Annotated in this window: 15 protein-coding genes; 5 read left to right on the forward strand and 10 right to left on the reverse strand. The window is 71.1% G+C overall.

What is annotated here, in order from left to right; all coding sequences use genetic code 11:
* Positions 1-50: 50 nt before the first annotated feature.
* The gene (locus DCE93_RS02930; RefSeq protein WP_108594561.1) at positions 51-1,574 is read left to right on the forward strand and encodes an ATP-dependent DNA ligase; all 1,524 of its coding nucleotides are present in this window, start codon (positions 51-53) and stop codon (positions 1,572-1,574) included.
* A 66-nt stretch (positions 1,575-1,640) separates the two neighbouring features.
* Positions 1,641-1,778, forward strand: a complete 138-nt coding sequence (locus DCE93_RS14525) for a hypothetical protein (protein ID WP_168186159.1) — start codon at positions 1,641-1,643, stop codon at positions 1,776-1,778.
* Here DCE93_RS14525 and DCE93_RS02935 read toward each other — a convergent pair.
* The gene (locus tag DCE93_RS02935; RefSeq protein ID WP_108594562.1) at positions 1,741-2,454 is read right to left on the reverse strand and encodes a TetR/AcrR family transcriptional regulator C-terminal domain-containing protein; all 714 of its coding nucleotides are present in this window, start codon (positions 2,452-2,454) and stop codon (positions 1,741-1,743) included. The two genes, DCE93_RS14525 and DCE93_RS02935, sit on opposite strands and share 38 nt — an antisense overlap.
* A gap of 124 nt (positions 2,455-2,578) precedes the next feature.
* Here DCE93_RS02935 and DCE93_RS02940 point away from each other — a divergent pair, with 124 nt between their 5' ends.
* Positions 2,579-3,583, forward strand: coding sequence for an NAD(P)-dependent alcohol dehydrogenase (locus tag DCE93_RS02940; RefSeq protein WP_244284228.1), 1,005 nt, complete (start codon positions 2,579-2,581; stop codon positions 3,581-3,583).
* A 61-nt stretch (positions 3,584-3,644) separates the two neighbouring features.
* On the opposite strand, the gene DCE93_RS02945 is transcribed toward DCE93_RS02940, so the two are convergent.
* Both DCE93_RS02945 and DCE93_RS02950 read right to left on the reverse strand, forming a co-directional pair.
* On the reverse strand, positions 3,645-4,265 hold the full coding sequence (locus DCE93_RS02945) for a dihydrofolate reductase family protein (RefSeq protein WP_108596557.1): 621 nt from the start codon (positions 4,263-4,265) through the stop codon (positions 3,645-3,647).
* Between the two features lie 137 nt (positions 4,266-4,402).
* The gene (locus DCE93_RS02950; RefSeq protein ID WP_108594563.1) at positions 4,403-4,924 is read right to left on the reverse strand and encodes a gluconokinase; all 522 of its coding nucleotides are present in this window, start codon (positions 4,922-4,924) and stop codon (positions 4,403-4,405) included.
* Positions 4,925-5,037: 113 nt separating this feature from the next.
* Between DCE93_RS02950 and DCE93_RS02955 the strand changes: the two genes are divergently transcribed.
* Positions 5,038-5,469 carry a VOC family protein gene (locus DCE93_RS02955; protein ID WP_108594564.1) on the forward strand — a complete coding sequence of 144 codons (432 nt, stop codon included), beginning with the start codon at positions 5,038-5,040 and terminating at the stop codon, positions 5,467-5,469.
* A gap of 100 nt (positions 5,470-5,569) precedes the next feature.
* Here DCE93_RS02955 and DCE93_RS02960 read toward each other — a convergent pair whose 3' ends face one another.
* The 6 genes from DCE93_RS02960 to DCE93_RS02985 all read right to left on the reverse strand — a co-directional run bounded on the left by DCE93_RS02960 (position 5,570) and on the right by DCE93_RS02985 (position 10,913).
* Positions 5,570-5,830, reverse strand: coding sequence for a hypothetical protein (locus DCE93_RS02960; protein WP_108594565.1), 261 nt, complete (start codon positions 5,828-5,830; stop codon positions 5,570-5,572).
* Between the two features lie 31 nt (positions 5,831-5,861).
* Positions 5,862-6,746, reverse strand: a complete 885-nt coding sequence (locus tag DCE93_RS02965) for a class I SAM-dependent methyltransferase (protein WP_108594566.1) — start codon at positions 6,744-6,746, stop codon at positions 5,862-5,864.
* 222 nt (positions 6,747-6,968) lie between these two features.
* Entirely contained in the window at positions 6,969-8,048 is a 1,080-nt protein-coding gene (locus tag DCE93_RS02970) for an ABC transporter ATP-binding protein (RefSeq protein ID WP_108594567.1), read from the reverse strand.
* Positions 8,045-8,875: an ABC transporter permease gene (locus DCE93_RS02975; RefSeq protein WP_108594568.1), complete on the reverse strand. Its 831-nt coding sequence runs from the start codon at positions 8,873-8,875 to the stop codon at positions 8,045-8,047. The genes DCE93_RS02970 and DCE93_RS02975 overlap by 4 nt, the downstream gene beginning before the upstream one ends.
* Positions 8,872-9,789 carry an ABC transporter permease gene (locus DCE93_RS02980; RefSeq protein ID WP_205647463.1) on the reverse strand — a complete coding sequence of 306 codons (918 nt, stop codon included), beginning with the start codon at positions 9,787-9,789 and terminating at the stop codon, positions 8,872-8,874. Before DCE93_RS02980 ends, DCE93_RS02975 begins: the two co-directional genes overlap by 4 nt.
* On the reverse strand, positions 9,789-10,913 hold the full coding sequence (locus DCE93_RS02985; protein ID WP_420836960.1) for an ABC transporter substrate-binding protein: 1,125 nt from the start codon (positions 10,911-10,913) through the stop codon (positions 9,789-9,791). Before DCE93_RS02985 ends, DCE93_RS02980 begins: the two co-directional genes overlap by 1 nt.
* A 202-nt stretch (positions 10,914-11,115) precedes the next feature.
* Between DCE93_RS02985 and DCE93_RS02990 the strand changes: the two genes are divergently transcribed.
* Complete coding sequence (locus tag DCE93_RS02990) at positions 11,116-12,300, forward strand: hypothetical protein (RefSeq protein ID WP_108594570.1); 1,185 nt, start codon at positions 11,116-11,118, stop codon at positions 12,298-12,300.
* A 21-nt stretch (positions 12,301-12,321) separates the two neighbouring features.
* Here DCE93_RS02990 and DCE93_RS02995 read toward each other — a convergent pair whose 3' ends face one another.
* On the reverse strand, positions 12,322-13,038 hold the full coding sequence (locus tag DCE93_RS02995; protein ID WP_476723705.1) for a helix-turn-helix transcriptional regulator: 717 nt from the start codon (positions 13,036-13,038) through the stop codon (positions 12,322-12,324).
* Positions 13,039-13,070 lie beyond the last annotated feature (32 nt).

Raw genomic sequence — 13,070 nt, forward strand, 5'->3', positions numbered from 1 at the left:
CGGTCGCGACGGCATGGATGGATGTCGGATGCCGGTGCGAGACTGACACCGTGCTGCTCGACGAACTCGCGCTGACCGCCGACACCGTCGCCTCGACCCGCTCGCGTCTCGCGAAGGTCGACGCGCTGGCCGAGCTGCTGCGCCGGCTCGAACCCGACGAGATCGCGCCCGCCGTCGGGTTCCTCGTCGGCAAGCCCCGCCAAGGGCGCGTCGGGGTCGGATGGCGCGGAGTCGCCGCCGCGACCGGCGAGCCCGCCACCGAGGCCGAGCTCACCGTCGACGAGCTCGACACGGTGCTCGACCGTCTGGCTGCGGCATCCGGTGCCGGATCATCGGGTGAGCGATCTCGCGAGTTGCGCGAGCTGATCGGCCGCGCCACCACTCGCGAGCAGGGTTTCATCGGGCGGGTGCTGCTCGGCGAGGTGGGCACCGGTGCGCTCGAGGGCGTCGTCACCGACGCCATCGCCCGCGCCGCCGACCGGCCCGTCGACCTCGTGCGCCGTGCCGCGATGCTCTCGGGCGACCTCGGCGAGACCGCACGTCTCGCGCTCACTGGCGCCGAAGCCGAGCTCGCAGCGGTGGGGCTCGAGGTCGGCCGGCCCGTGCTGCCGATGCTCGCGGCGACCGCGTCGAGCGCGGCCGCCGCCCTCGAGACCACCGGCGAGGCATCCGTCGAATTCAAGCTCGACGGGGCCCGCATCCAGGTGCACCGCTCCGGCGACGACGTGCGGGTGTTCACCCGCAACCTCGCCGACGTGACGCATCGCCTGCCCGAGGTCGTCGAGGTGGTTCGGGGTCTGCCGGTGCACGACGTCATCCTCGACGGCGAGACGCTCTCGCTCGACGAAGACGGCGCACCCAGGCCGTTCCAAGAGACGATGTCGCGGTTCGGCGCCGAGACCGCCCGCGAGTCGGTGCTGCATCCGTGGTTCTTCGACGTGCTGCACGTCGACGGGCGAGACCTGCTCGACGAACCGCTCTCGACGCGGCTCGTCGAGCTCGAGCGCATCGCGCCCGGGCATCGCATCCCCGGCGAGGTGACCGCCGACCCCGACGTCGCCGAGCGCGTGTCGCGCGACGCCCTCTCGGCCGGGCAGGAGGGCGTGGTCGTCAAGGCGATCGGCTCGCCGTATGCCGCCGGCCGGCGCGGGTCGAGCTGGATCAAGGTGAAGCCCGTGCTCACGTACGACCTCGTCGTGCTCGCGTGCGAGTGGGGCTCGGGGCGACGCACCGGCTGGCTGTCGAACCTGCACCTCGGCGCGCTCGACCCGATCGGCGAGTTCGGCAAGCCCGGCGCGTTCGTGATGGTCGGCAAGACGTTCAAGGGACTCACCGACGAGCTGCTCCGCTGGCAGACCGAGCGGTTCCCGCAGATCGAGACCCGGCGCACCGAGCACACCGTCTGGGTCGAGCCGAGCATCGTCGTCGAGATCGCGATCGACGGGGTGCAGCGCTCGAGCCGCTATCCCGGCGGCATCGCGTTGCGGTTCGCGCGGGTCAAGCGCTACCGCGACGACAAGTCGGCTGCCGAGGCCGACACGATCCAGACGCTGCGCGGGCTGCTGCGAGGGTGAGCCGTCACGTTCCGGCGGCGAGCCGCCGGAGTCTGGCACCTGCGCAACGCCGGCAGGCGAGCCCACGTGACCGTCGAGCCGGCGATCAACCTGTCGGCCCGGCGCACTCGTGCCCTCGAGCACGAGGTCGAGCGCCTCGGCGAGATCATCGAGAAGACCCCGAGCCTCACGATCGGGCCGGTCGAGGTCGGTCCGCACGCGTGAGCCGCTCGAGACCGTCGAGAATGAGGTCGAGCCCGAACTCGAACTCGAACTGGTCGTCGCACCAGCCGAGGGTCGAGTCGGGGTCGACATGGCGCACGACCGCGAGCATCGCGGCCAGATGCGGCACCTGCGCCGCCATCTGCTCCATGACGGCGGCATCGCCCGACTCGTCGTCGGGTTCGCCGAGCTCTTGCGTGAACCCGAACATGCGGCTTCCGAGGGCGTGCATCGCGTGGTGGATGAGGTCGTACGACAGGCCGCCCGACCGGAGCGTGCCGACGACGGAGTCGACGTAGCGGGCGGTGGCGAGGCCGAGATCGGTGCGCGAGTCGATCACGCCGGGGGCCCACGGGTGCCGGAGCATCACGGTGCGCGCCGCGAGGATGCGCGTTCGCAGGCTCGACTTCCACGCGGCATCCGTCTCGGGCACTGCGAAGCCGCCCGATGCCTGCTCGACCTCGGTGAAGACGAGCTCGACGGCGCCGTCGAGGATCGCCTCCTTGTTTCGCACGTGGTAGTAGAGCGACATGGGCTCGACGCCGAGGCGCTCGGCGATGCGGCGGATGGTGAGGGCGTCGATGCCGGCGGTGTCGGCGAGCTCGACCGCCGACTCCAGCACACGGCCGCGCGTGAGCGGTGCGCGGCGCTCGGCGCTGCGTTCAGCCGTCGATGACATGTGGTCGCCTCCTTCGTGACCACGGTACAAGTGGCGGTGGCAATTCGTCGTGGCAGCTCTCGACATCCCGTCGGATCCACGATACCTTACGTCGTAAGTCGTACAACGTAAGGTAAGGATTGCCATGAACAGCACAGAGATCGTGAACGGTACCCGCATGCGGGCCGCCGTCGCCCGACGCTTCGGCGGCCCCGAGGTCGTCGGGGTCGAAGTGGTGCGCAAGCCCGCGCCGAAGCGCGACGAGGTGCTCATCAGGGTGCACGCGAGCACCGTGAGCATCGCCGACCACCGCACCCGCATTCGCGACCTGCCGAAGGGCCTCGGCATCTACGGTCCGATCGCGCTCGGGGTGTTCCGGCCTCGCAAACCCGTGCTCGGCATGGATGCCGCGGGCGTCGTGGAGTCCGTCGGCGCCGACGTCACGCGGCTCGCGCCCGGCGACGAGGTCATCGCGATGCTCGGCGCACGGTTCGGCGGTCACGCCGAGTACGTGTGCGTCTCGGAGCAGAAGGCGGTGACGCGCAAGCCCGCGAACCTGAGCATGGAAGACGCGGTCACCCTCGTCTTCGGCGGTCACACGGCGCTCGCGTTCCTGAACCGCGCCGGCGTGGGGGAGGGCGACGAGGTGCTCGTGAACGGGGCATCCGGAGCCGTCGGCACCGCCGTCGTGCAGCTCGCGAAGCTGCGGGGCGCCGTCGTGACCGGCGTGTGCAGCGGCGCGAACGCCGAGCTCGTGAGGTCGCTCGGAGCCGACCGCGTCATCGACTACCACGTCGACGACTTCACCGCCGAGGGTGCCAGCTATGACGCGATCTTCGACTGCGTCGGCAACGCCGCATTCGCCCGGGTCGAGAAGTCGATCAAGCCCGGCGGCGCACTGCTCATGGTCGTCAGCGACCTCGCGGGCCTGCTCGGCGCCTCGCGCAACAGCCGGCGGAGCGGCAAGGTCGTGACGGCGGCGGGCGTGGATGTCTCGGCCGACGATCTCGCCACCATCGTGCAGCTCGCCGAGGCCGGGCGCTACCGCGCCGTCGTCGATCGCACCTACGGCCTCGACGAGATCGTCGAGGCGCATCGGTACGTCGACACGGGTCGCAAGCGGGGCAACGTGGTGCTGCGCATCCGGTAGCCCGGGAGGCGGGTGGCGGGCGGCGGCCGCCGTCGTCGGCCCCGCGGCATCCACCCGGGGGTCAGGCCTCGGGCAGATCGGTCGCCATGTCGAAGCCCGTGACGACCTCGCCGGCGGGTTCGTAGACGAGCTGCATGGCCCCCTTCGGAAAGACCTTCGGCGGCTCGGCGAGCCGGAAGGCGCCCGGGGCGCCGCCGCTCCAGAGCCGTTTGCCCGTGCCGAAGACCACCGGGTAGACCAAGAGGTTCAGCCGGTCGACGAGGCCCTCGTTCAGGAGCGTTCGCACGAGGTCACCGCTGCCGATGACATGGATCTCGTCGAATCGGTCGCGGATGGAGCGCACCTCGGTCGCGACATCCGTCACCACGGTCGTGCCGGCCCAGCTCGGGTCGGTCAGCGTGCGCGACGCCACGAACTTCGGCACGGCGTTGAACTTGACCGCGATCGGCTGATCGCCCTGGTTCGGCCAGTAGCCGGCGAAGATGTCGTAGGTCTTGCGGCCGAGCAGCAGCGCCTGGAGGCGATCGATGCCGGCGCCGATCGACTCACCGGACTCCTCGTCGAGGTACGGGCCCTGCCAGCCGCCGAACTCGAAGCCGCCCTCGGGATCCTCCTCAGGGCCGCCCGGTGCCTGGTAGACCCCGTCGAGCGTGATGAAGAGGTCGACGACGATGATTCCCATGATGTGCTCCTTCGCGTGATCCCGCCTGCACCATACGGCCGATCGCGCATCGCCGCGAGCCCCCACCGCCTGGCGAGCGCGCACCGCCTGCGAGCGCGCACCGCCTGCGAGCGCGACCTGCACCGGCACGGAGCCGGTCAGCGCGATGGGGGTGTGATCGTCTCGATGCCGGGGCGAAGCGCGACGAGCGCGCGCTCGACGATCTCGTCGGTGTCACCCGAGACGTCGATCGTGCACCCCGCCTCGTCGGGTGCAAGGAGCTCGAGCGTCGCCAGCTGCGAGTCGAGCAGGCTCAGCGGCATGAAGTGGCCGCTGCGAGCGGCCGCCCGGGCAGCGAGCAGTTCGGCGGAGCCGTGCAGGTGCAGGAACACCGTCGACGGTGCGACGTCGCGGAGACGATCGCGGTAGTCGCGCTTCAATGCCGAGCAGGCCATCACCATGCCGGTGTTCGCCGCCTGGAGCTCGGCGCCCACCAGGTCGAGCCACGGGCCGCGGTCGTGGTCGTCGAGGGCGATGCCCGACGTCATCTTGCGGAGATTCACCTCGGGATGCAGGTCGTCGGCATCACGGAACGGCACGCCGAGACGGTCGGCGAGCGCTCGGCCGACCGTCGACTTGCCGGCCGCTGAGACGCCCATGACGACGATGCGGAGAGCCATGCTCCGAGCCTAGCCACGCCGCCCGTGTCGTGCCCGGCGGAGTGCGCGAACGACGTGGACGCATCGACGGCCGAGGCGTAGCCTGAGCGCGAATCCATCGGCAAGGGGGCATCATGGCGAACTTCGTCGTGCACTTCGAGATCCATGCATCGGAACCCGAGCGGCTCATCGACTTCTACTCGCAGCTCTTCGGATGGTCGTTCCAGCAGTTCGGCGACGTGCCGTACTGGTCGATCACGACCGGTGACGGCGCCATCGTCGCGGGCGCCCCGGGGCTCGGCATCAACGGCGGCTTGACCCAGCGGCGGGGGCCGAGGCCCGCGACGGGGGCGCCGGTGAACGGCGCCAATCTCGTCGTCGGCGTCGACGACATCGACGCCAAGTTCCGGCAGGGGCTCGACCTCGGCGCCGCCGAGGCGCTGCCGCTCGAAGACATGCAGGGCGTCGGCCGGGTCGGCTACCTGCTCGATCCCGACGGCAACGTCTTCGGGCTGATCTCCCCGATGCTCTCCGACGGCACGAGCCAGATGGGCGCCGGCACCTGACGGGACGCCAGGTGTCGGCCCTCGGCGACTCGCGGCCCTCGGGTCGCGGGTCGCGCCGGGCCATCGGGGTCGATGGTGTCGGCGATGGTGTCGCTTCGGGTCACGAGGCGATCGGGGTGGGTCCGCCGCCGTGGGCGCCGAACGTGGGGCCGGCGAGTCGGCCGAGACGACGGCGCCAGCGCACGATGAACGGCGGGCGCGAGACATCCGTCACCTGCAGCTCGGCTGCCTCGGCGGCCCGCTCGGCGGCCCGCTCTGCGAGGCGCTCGGCGATGACGCGACGGCGCTCGAGCTCTTTCAAGAGTCGTTCCTCGCCGCGCTGGTGCAATTCGAAGACGAAGTAGTCCTCGCTCAGGTACATGACAGCTCCTTCGGGTGGGGCCTCGAGCGCGTCAGGTTCGACGAGCGGTGACGAGCAGGTATTCCCACCGCATCGTGTCGCCGGCCGCGCGGAGGCCGTGAGACCTGGCGAGCTCGACGAGGGCGTCGTCGAGGGCTCGAACCTGGTCTGGCTCGTCGGCGATGCGGCCGTACACCGCGATCGTCGGGCCGTAGTTCTGCTTGAAGTAGTCGCGGAACGCCTCGGGTGAGGCGAACCGGTCGATGGTGACGCTCTCGCGCCGTGCGCTGACCTCGTCGACATCGTCGCCGAGCAGCTCGCGCACGTGGCCTTCGTCGCCCCAGAGGGGTGCGGGTTCTGCGCCCTCGGGCAAGGGGGCGGCATACGGCTTCATGGTCGTGAACATCTGCCCGATGAAGCCGTCGGGTGTCCAGCTCAGCAGTCCGATGCGGCCGCCGGGGCGGGTGACGCGCAGCAGTTCGCCCGCGGCCTGCCGGTGGTGCGGCGCGAACATCACGCCCACGCAGGAGACGACCGCGTCGAACGCGGCGTTCTCGAACGGCAGCGCCTCGGCATCGGCCTCGCGCCACTCGAGCTCCACTCCTGCCTCGTGGGCGCGGCGCCGGCCGACGTCGAAGAGCTCGGGCGTGAGGTCGCTCGCCACGACGGTGCCGCCGCGCAGTGCGGCGGGGATCGCCGCATTGCCGGAGCCGGCCGCGACGTCGAGCACCCGGTCGCCCGGCTGCACGTCGACCGAGTCGACGACGACCGGGCCGAGAGTCCAGATCAGCTCGGAGGCCAGCGTCGGGTAATCGCCCGACGCCCACACGGCGCGGTGTTTCGTCTTGAGCGCCCGGTCTGCGGCGGCGACCGCGTCGGTCGCGGGTCGCGTGGCGGCGGGGTCGGCTGCGGGGGGAACTGCTGGTGAATCGGTCATGCTCGTCTCCTTGACACACTCGAATCGGATCGGGGTGCGTCAAGCGTGCGCGCCGACTGCCGCGGCCGCATCCGTGCAATGCACTGAGATTTCCTCAGTGGCAGCGCTGGGCTGGATCTCGGGGTGGTCGCGCGCGCCGACCACTCTCCAGAGAGGATCGCGGGCGATCGCCGGGCGATCGCCGGCAGATCGCTGCGGCATCCGCTCTCGTCGCGACCTCGTTCAGCCGACCGGGCGAACCGCCACCGCGACGCTGTCGAGCTCGACCGTCACGCGCTCGCCGAACTGCAGCTGCTCCCGCGCGGGATGCTGCATGCGCAGGAGCGCGCCGCCCTCCGTGCGCAGCAGCGTGCGGCGCATGCTGCCGAGGAAGGTGCTCTCCTGCACCACGGCCGCGATCGAACCGCCGAGCCGCACGTTCTCGGGGCGCACGAACACCTCGGCCGGGCCGTCGGCCGTCTCGCCGATCGTCGGCAGCGTGACGCCGAGCACCGAGGCCGCGCCGCCCGTGACCACGGCGGGCAGCACGCTCGACAGGCCCACGAATTCGGCGACGTGGGCCGTGGCCGGGCGCAGGTAGAGCTCTTCGGGGGTGCCGACCTGGTCGATGCGACCGGCGTCCATGACCGCGATGCGGTCGGAGACGGCGAGCGCCTCCTCCTGATCGTGCGTCACGAAGACCGTCGTGATGCCGAGGCGGAGCTGGATGCGACGGATTTCATCGCGGAGCTGCACCCGCACCTTCGCGTCGAGCGCCGAGAGCGGCTCGTCGAGGAGCAGCACGCGCGGCTCGGTGACGAGTGCCCGAGCGAGCGCGACGCGCTGCTGCTGTCCGCCCGAGAGCTCGTGCGGGTAACGCTCGGCGAGGTGGGCGAGGCCGACGAGGGCGAGGGCGTCGCGCACCCGATCGGATGCCTCGGACTTCGCCACCTTTCGCATGCGCAGCCCGAACGCGGTGTTGGCGGCGACATCGAGATGCGGGAACAGCGAGTACGCCTGGAACACCATGCCGAGGTCGCGGCGGTTCGTGGGCACGCCAGAGACATCCGCGCCGCCGATGCGCACCGTGCCGCCGTCGGCGTGCTCGAGCCCCGCGAGCACCCGCAGGGCGGTCGTCTTGCCGCAGCCCGAGGGGCCGAGGAGTGACACGAACTCGCCCGGCTTGATGGCGAGATCGACGCCGTGCAGCACTCGCGTGGCGCCGTAGTTCTTCACGACACCGTCGAACTCGACGGAGGTGCCTTCGCCGCGGGCGGCGAGGATCGAGTTGTCGGCGGTGTCGACGGTGGCGGAATCGGTCATGGGCGGGCTTCCTTCGACGAGTGGCGGGATGCCGCGTGGCGGCGAGTGGGGCCGCGGCCGGCGCGCCCGATCACGAGCAGCAGCACGAATGCGAACACGAGCGCGAGCAGCGAGAGGATCACCGAGGCGTACGGATCCTGCTTGCCGACGACCACGAGGGCGGTCTGCAGGTTCTGCCGGTTCAGGAGCGATGCGATGGTGTACTCGCCGAGCACGACGGCGACCGAGATGAGCGAGGCGGCGATGAGCCCGGGCCGGAGGTTCGGGGCCAGCACGCGGAGCAGCACGGTGGGCCAGCTCGCACCGAGCGACCGGGCCGCCTCGGCGAGCGTGCGCACGTCGGTCGCCTCCATCGAGGCCTGGATCGAACGGTAGGCGAACGGCAGCACCGTGATGCCGTAGGCGAAGGCGAGGGTCCAGACCCCGGTGCCGAAGGTGCGCCCGATCACGAGATAGATCGGCGCGAGCCCAACGACGAGCACGATCGCCGGGATCGTGATCGGCAGCAGCACGAGGAACTCGAACGGGCGCCGCAGCGCCGGGAATCGGAGCGCCACGAGCACCATCGTCGGTGCGAGCAGGAACAGCACGATCGCGACGGTGACGATCGCGAGCACGATCGAGTTGCCGAGTCCGACCCAGATCGGCCGGTACTTCGCCGCGTTCGCGGGGTCGAAGAGCGAGGCCCAGTGGGTGAGCGAGTGGCCGTCGAGATCGCGAAGCGTGTACTCGGCCATCGAGACGATCGGAATGGCGAAGAGGCCGACGATGACGATGCCGATCACCCAGCGCGTCGCCGGGTGCGGTGCCAGGCCCTGCCGGCTCATCGCTGCCACCGGGCGGCGCGCCGCTGCACGATCGAGTACAGCCACATGGTGACGGTCATCACGAGGATCATGCCGAGCGCGAGGGCGCCCGCGAGGTTCTCGCGGCCGAGCATGGTCTCGCTCGTCAGCGCGGTGCGGATCTGCAGCGGCACGATCTGCGAGCCCTGGCTCGCGAGCGCGGCGGCGGTGGCGTACGACGAGAAGGCGTTGGCGAAGAGCAGCAGCAGGCTCGCGAAGAACGAGGGCGCGAGCACGGGGATGCCGATGTGCAGCCAGAAGCCGGCTCGCGTACCGCCGAGCGTCAGGTTCGCCTCGGCCCACTGCGGCTTCAGCGCCCCCATCGCCGGCATGAAGGTGATGATCATGAGCGGCACCTGGAAGTAGATGTAGGGCAGCACGAGCCCCGGCAGGCCGTAGATCCACGCACCCTCGGCGAAGATGTCGATGCCGAAGGTGTCGCGGAGCCAGACGGTCACGAGCCCCTGGATGCCGATCGTCGCGATGAACGCGAACGCCAGCATGACGCCGCCGAATTGGGCGAGCACGCCGCTCGCGGCGTCGACGAGGCTGCGGGCCCGGCCCTGCTCGAGCCCGACGAGGGCGTAGCAGGCGAGCGCGCCGATCAGGGCGCCGACCACCGAGGTCAGCACCGAGAGCCAGGCGGAGTTCGCGAACGTGGCCACGATCACGGGATCGCCGAGCGCCATGACGTTTGCGAGGGTGAACGTTCCGTCGCCGTCGAAGAACCCGCTCGCCACGGCGAGCAGGGTCGGCAGGGCGAGGAACAGCAGCACATAGGCGGCGAACGGCGCGAGGCCGAGCGCCGCGGGAATGCCGGGGCGGGAGGACCGCCGAGGCGGAGCCGGGAATCCCGACTCCGCCTCAGCAGGCGCCGCAGAAGCGACGACGGTCATCAACCGACCGCCGCGGCCCACTTCTCGCCGAGCAGGGTGCCGGCGTTCGTGCTCTGCTCCTCGGTGGGAACGACCGTGTCTTCGGGGGCGGCGGGGAGCTTCTCGAAGAGGTCCTCGTCGATCGTGCCGGCCTCGGCCATGGCGTCGGCGCGCACCGGGCGGGCGCCGCCCTTCAGCCAGAGGTTCTGGGCCTCGTCGCTGTAGAGGAACTCCTGCCAGAGGCGGGCGGCGGCCGGGTGCGGGGCATCCGCGTTGATCGCCTGGTTGTAGTAGCCCGCGTAGCCGGTGCCCGGAAGGATCACGACCTCCCAGTTCGGGTTGGCGTCACGGTGCGAGGCGTTCAGGTAGTCCCAGTCGAACACGACGGGCGTCTCGCCCGAGGTGACCGTCGCCGTCGTGACGTCGACCTTCAGCAGGTTGCCGGCCGCGTTCAGCTCCGAGAAGAAGTCGATGCCCGGCTCGAAGTCGTCGAGCGTGCCGTCGGACTGCACGGTGGCAAGGCCCACCGCGGCGAACGCGGCACCGGCCTGCGTCGGGTCGCCGTTGATCGCGACCGAGCCCTTGTAGTCGGCACCGAGCAGGTCGTCGAGCGACTTGGGCGCCTCGAACTTCGAGGAGTCGTAGCCGATCGACATGTAGCCGCCGTAGTCGCCGACGAACAGGCCGCTCGGCTCCTTCAGCTCGGCGGGGATCTCGTCCCAGGTCGCGACCTGGTACGGGGCGAACAGGTCGGTGTTCTGCAGGGCGACCGTCAGGCCGATGTCGAAGACGTCGGGCGCGGTGTCGAGGCCCTCGTTCGTCTCGGCGGCCTGGATCTCCTCCGCGCTCGAGGCGTCGGGCGACGCCTCGTTGATCGTGATCTCGGGGTACTTCGCCGCGAAGGCGTCGAGCACCTCGCCGTAGTTCGCCCAGTCGCGCGGCAGCGCGATGACGTTCAGCTGGCCTTCGGCCTTCGCCGCTTCCTCGAGCGCAGCGAGGTCGCCGAAGGCGGCGAGGCTCGTCGCGGTCGCGGCATCCGCCTTCCCGTCGCCGGCATCGGCCGATCCGCCGGCGCAGCCGGTGAGGCCGAGCGCCACCGCGGTCGAGAGTCCGACCGCTGCGAGGGTGAGTTGCTTCTTCAACACGTGTCCTCCGTTTGGCTCGCCGGCCACCCGCGCTGTGGGGCGGGCGTGCAAAACCGGGGAGCCGAGGCCACAGTAGGGACGACGCCCGTCGGAAACGGTCCATGCGCGTGAATCGCACGTGAACCACGGGCGACGCTTCGGCGTCGCCGAGACGAGCGCCCCGAATTGCCCGATGCGACCGGGAACCGCGATACTGACACGGATGACTCCCGAGCCGCCCACGAGCGCGATTCCCGACACCGTCGAACCGGCCTCCGCTCCTGGGCGCCGCTCGCGGGGCACCGGCACGTGGCTCGTGCTCGGCCTCGCGCTCTTCCTGCTCGTCTCAGGCGCGGTCCTCGCCGTGCACGCGATCGCGAACCTGAGGTTCGACGCCGCGATCGCCGCGCATCGTGCGGCAGTCGCCGAGGCGACGGCGGTCGAGGAGTCGACGGCGGCCATCGAAGCGGATGCCGCCGCGACGGCCGGAATCGCGGCGTCGATGCTCGCCGCACCCGACGCCTTCGTCGACCCCGCGGCGAAGGCGACGCTGTCGACCGCGGCCGGTGAGCTCGGCGCCGAGGTCGCGGCCGCCCCCGCGTTCGAGATCGAATCGGCCGATGCTCCCGGGCCGATACGACGCCCGGTCTGGTTCGTCTCCCTCGACCGGGCATCGAGCGTGCTGACCGCGGAGACCGAGCGGCTGAACGGCGGCATCGCCGAGTCCGAGGCGCATGCCACCGCCCTCGTCGATCTCGACCAGAGCACCGCCGGCGCCGGGCTCGCCTACCTCGCGGGCATCGCGCCCGTCGCCGCCTCGATCGAAGCCGCGCACGGTTCCGCGCGCAATGTCGAGCGCATCGAGTACCGGCTCGCCATGGAGCAGCTCGCGGGCGCCACGTGGGGCTCCGACGCTTCGGCCCGCGTCGAGCAGTACGTCGCCGCGGCGACGGCCCTGCAATCGACGCACGCCGCCGAGGAGGCCGAGAAGGCGGGTCCGCTCTACGAGCGGCGGGTCGCCGTCGAGGCGTTCGCCCGCTCGATCGCCGGGGGCGTGCTGCTCGAGTTCGACTGGGCGCCGATGGTCATCGGCTACGGCGACAACGGCTCGGCCGGCGGTACGGCCACGTGGGACACCTGGGAGGGCGGGCTGTCGACGATCACCCTCTCGAACAGCATCGCCGAGCTGTGGGACGACCCGCGCATGCCCGCGCTCGTCGTGCACGAGGTCGGCCACGCGATCACCTCGAAGTGCTACGACCTCGTCGCCGAGTACGCCGACGACAACGAGCCGTGGGCGACCGCCTGGGCGATCGGCATGGGGTACACGAACGGCGACGGCAACGGCGAGTGGCTCTACGGCCGCCCCTCCGACGAACTCATCCAACGATCGATGTCGTGCCGCTGAGCCGGCCCGCGGGCCGGGCGCTCAGCTCGGAGGGATCGCCGCACGAGCGTACCGCTCGCTGAACGTCAGCAGCAGTGCTCGCAGTTCGGCGGGGGAGTCCACGGTGAAGTCCATGCCGAGCATGCCGATGTACGCCGCGATGGTGTCGAGCGTGTCGGCGCCGGTGACGAGCACCGACTCGGTGTCGGAGACCGCTTCGACCACCCCGACCGCATGGTGGATGCGCGCGAGCACGGCCTCCGCCGGGGCCGCGATGCGCAGACGCGCGTGCACCTTCCAGCCGCTCTCGGCGATCGAGCGCATCGCGAACGCGGTGTAGTCGCCCCCGGGAAGCGGCGCCGGCGCGAAGCGGCGACGGGTCGGCATCCGCGGTTCGATCCAGTCCGCCCGGAACGTGCCCCACTCATCGGTCGAGGGGTCGCGCCCCACGAGATACCACCGCCGCGCCCAGCTCAGCAGGCGATAGGGCTCGACGAGGCGCGACACCCCCTGGTACTCGAACCGGATCCACTCGACATCGCGGATCGCGCCGGCCACGGCGGTGAGCACCCCGGCGTCGACCTCGGGGTCGGGGGCATCCGTGTCGGTGTTCTCGGGCGCGCGATCGATGACGGTCGCGAGCGCCTCGACCGTCGGGCGCAGCCGTGACGGCAGCACCTGTTCGAGCTTCGTCAGTGCGCGGGAGCTCGACTCCTCGACGCCCGCGATGCCGGTGGCGGCGCGCAGGCCGATCGCCACGGCGACCGCCTCCTCGTCGTCGAGCAGCAGCG

The organism is Agromyces badenianii (genome assembly GCF_003070885.1).
In the GTDB taxonomy this organism is placed as follows: Bacteria; Actinomycetota; Actinomycetes; order Actinomycetales; family Microbacteriaceae; genus Agromyces; species Agromyces badenianii.

Excerpts from the sequence above, each read along its gene's own strand:
- DCE93_RS02940 (WP_244284228.1), top strand. The coding sequence starts at position 2,579 with ATGAACAGCACAGAGATCGTGAACGGTACCCGCATGCGGGCCGCCGTC.
- DCE93_RS02935 (WP_108594562.1), bottom strand. The coding sequence starts at position 2,454 with ATGTCATCGACGGCTGAACGCAGCGCCGAGCGCCGCGCACCGCTCACG.
- DCE93_RS02960 (WP_108594565.1), bottom strand. The coding sequence starts at position 5,830 with ATGTACCTGAGCGAGGACTACTTCGTCTTCGAATTGCACCAGCGCGGC.
- DCE93_RS02955 (WP_108594564.1), top strand. The coding sequence starts at position 5,038 with ATGGCGAACTTCGTCGTGCACTTCGAGATCCATGCATCGGAACCCGAG.
- DCE93_RS02965 (WP_108594566.1), bottom strand. The coding sequence starts at position 6,746 with ATGACCGATTCACCAGCAGTTCCCCCCGCAGCCGACCCCGCCGCCACG.
- DCE93_RS02980 (WP_205647463.1), bottom strand. The coding sequence starts at position 9,789 with ATGACCGTCGTCGCTTCTGCGGCGCCTGCTGAGGCGGAGTCGGGATTC.
- DCE93_RS02975 (WP_108594568.1), bottom strand. The coding sequence starts at position 8,875 with ATGAGCCGGCAGGGCCTGGCACCGCACCCGGCGACGCGCTGGGTGATC.
- DCE93_RS02945 (WP_108596557.1), bottom strand. The coding sequence starts at position 4,265 with ATGGGAATCATCGTCGTCGACCTCTTCATCACGCTCGACGGGGTCTAC.
- DCE93_RS02990 (WP_108594570.1), top strand. The coding sequence starts at position 11,116 with ATGACTCCCGAGCCGCCCACGAGCGCGATTCCCGACACCGTCGAACCG.
- DCE93_RS02970 (WP_108594567.1), bottom strand. The coding sequence starts at position 8,048 with ATGACCGATTCCGCCACCGTCGACACCGCCGACAACTCGATCCTCGCC.
- DCE93_RS02950 (WP_108594563.1), bottom strand. The coding sequence starts at position 4,924 with ATGGCTCTCCGCATCGTCGTCATGGGCGTCTCAGCGGCCGGCAAGTCG.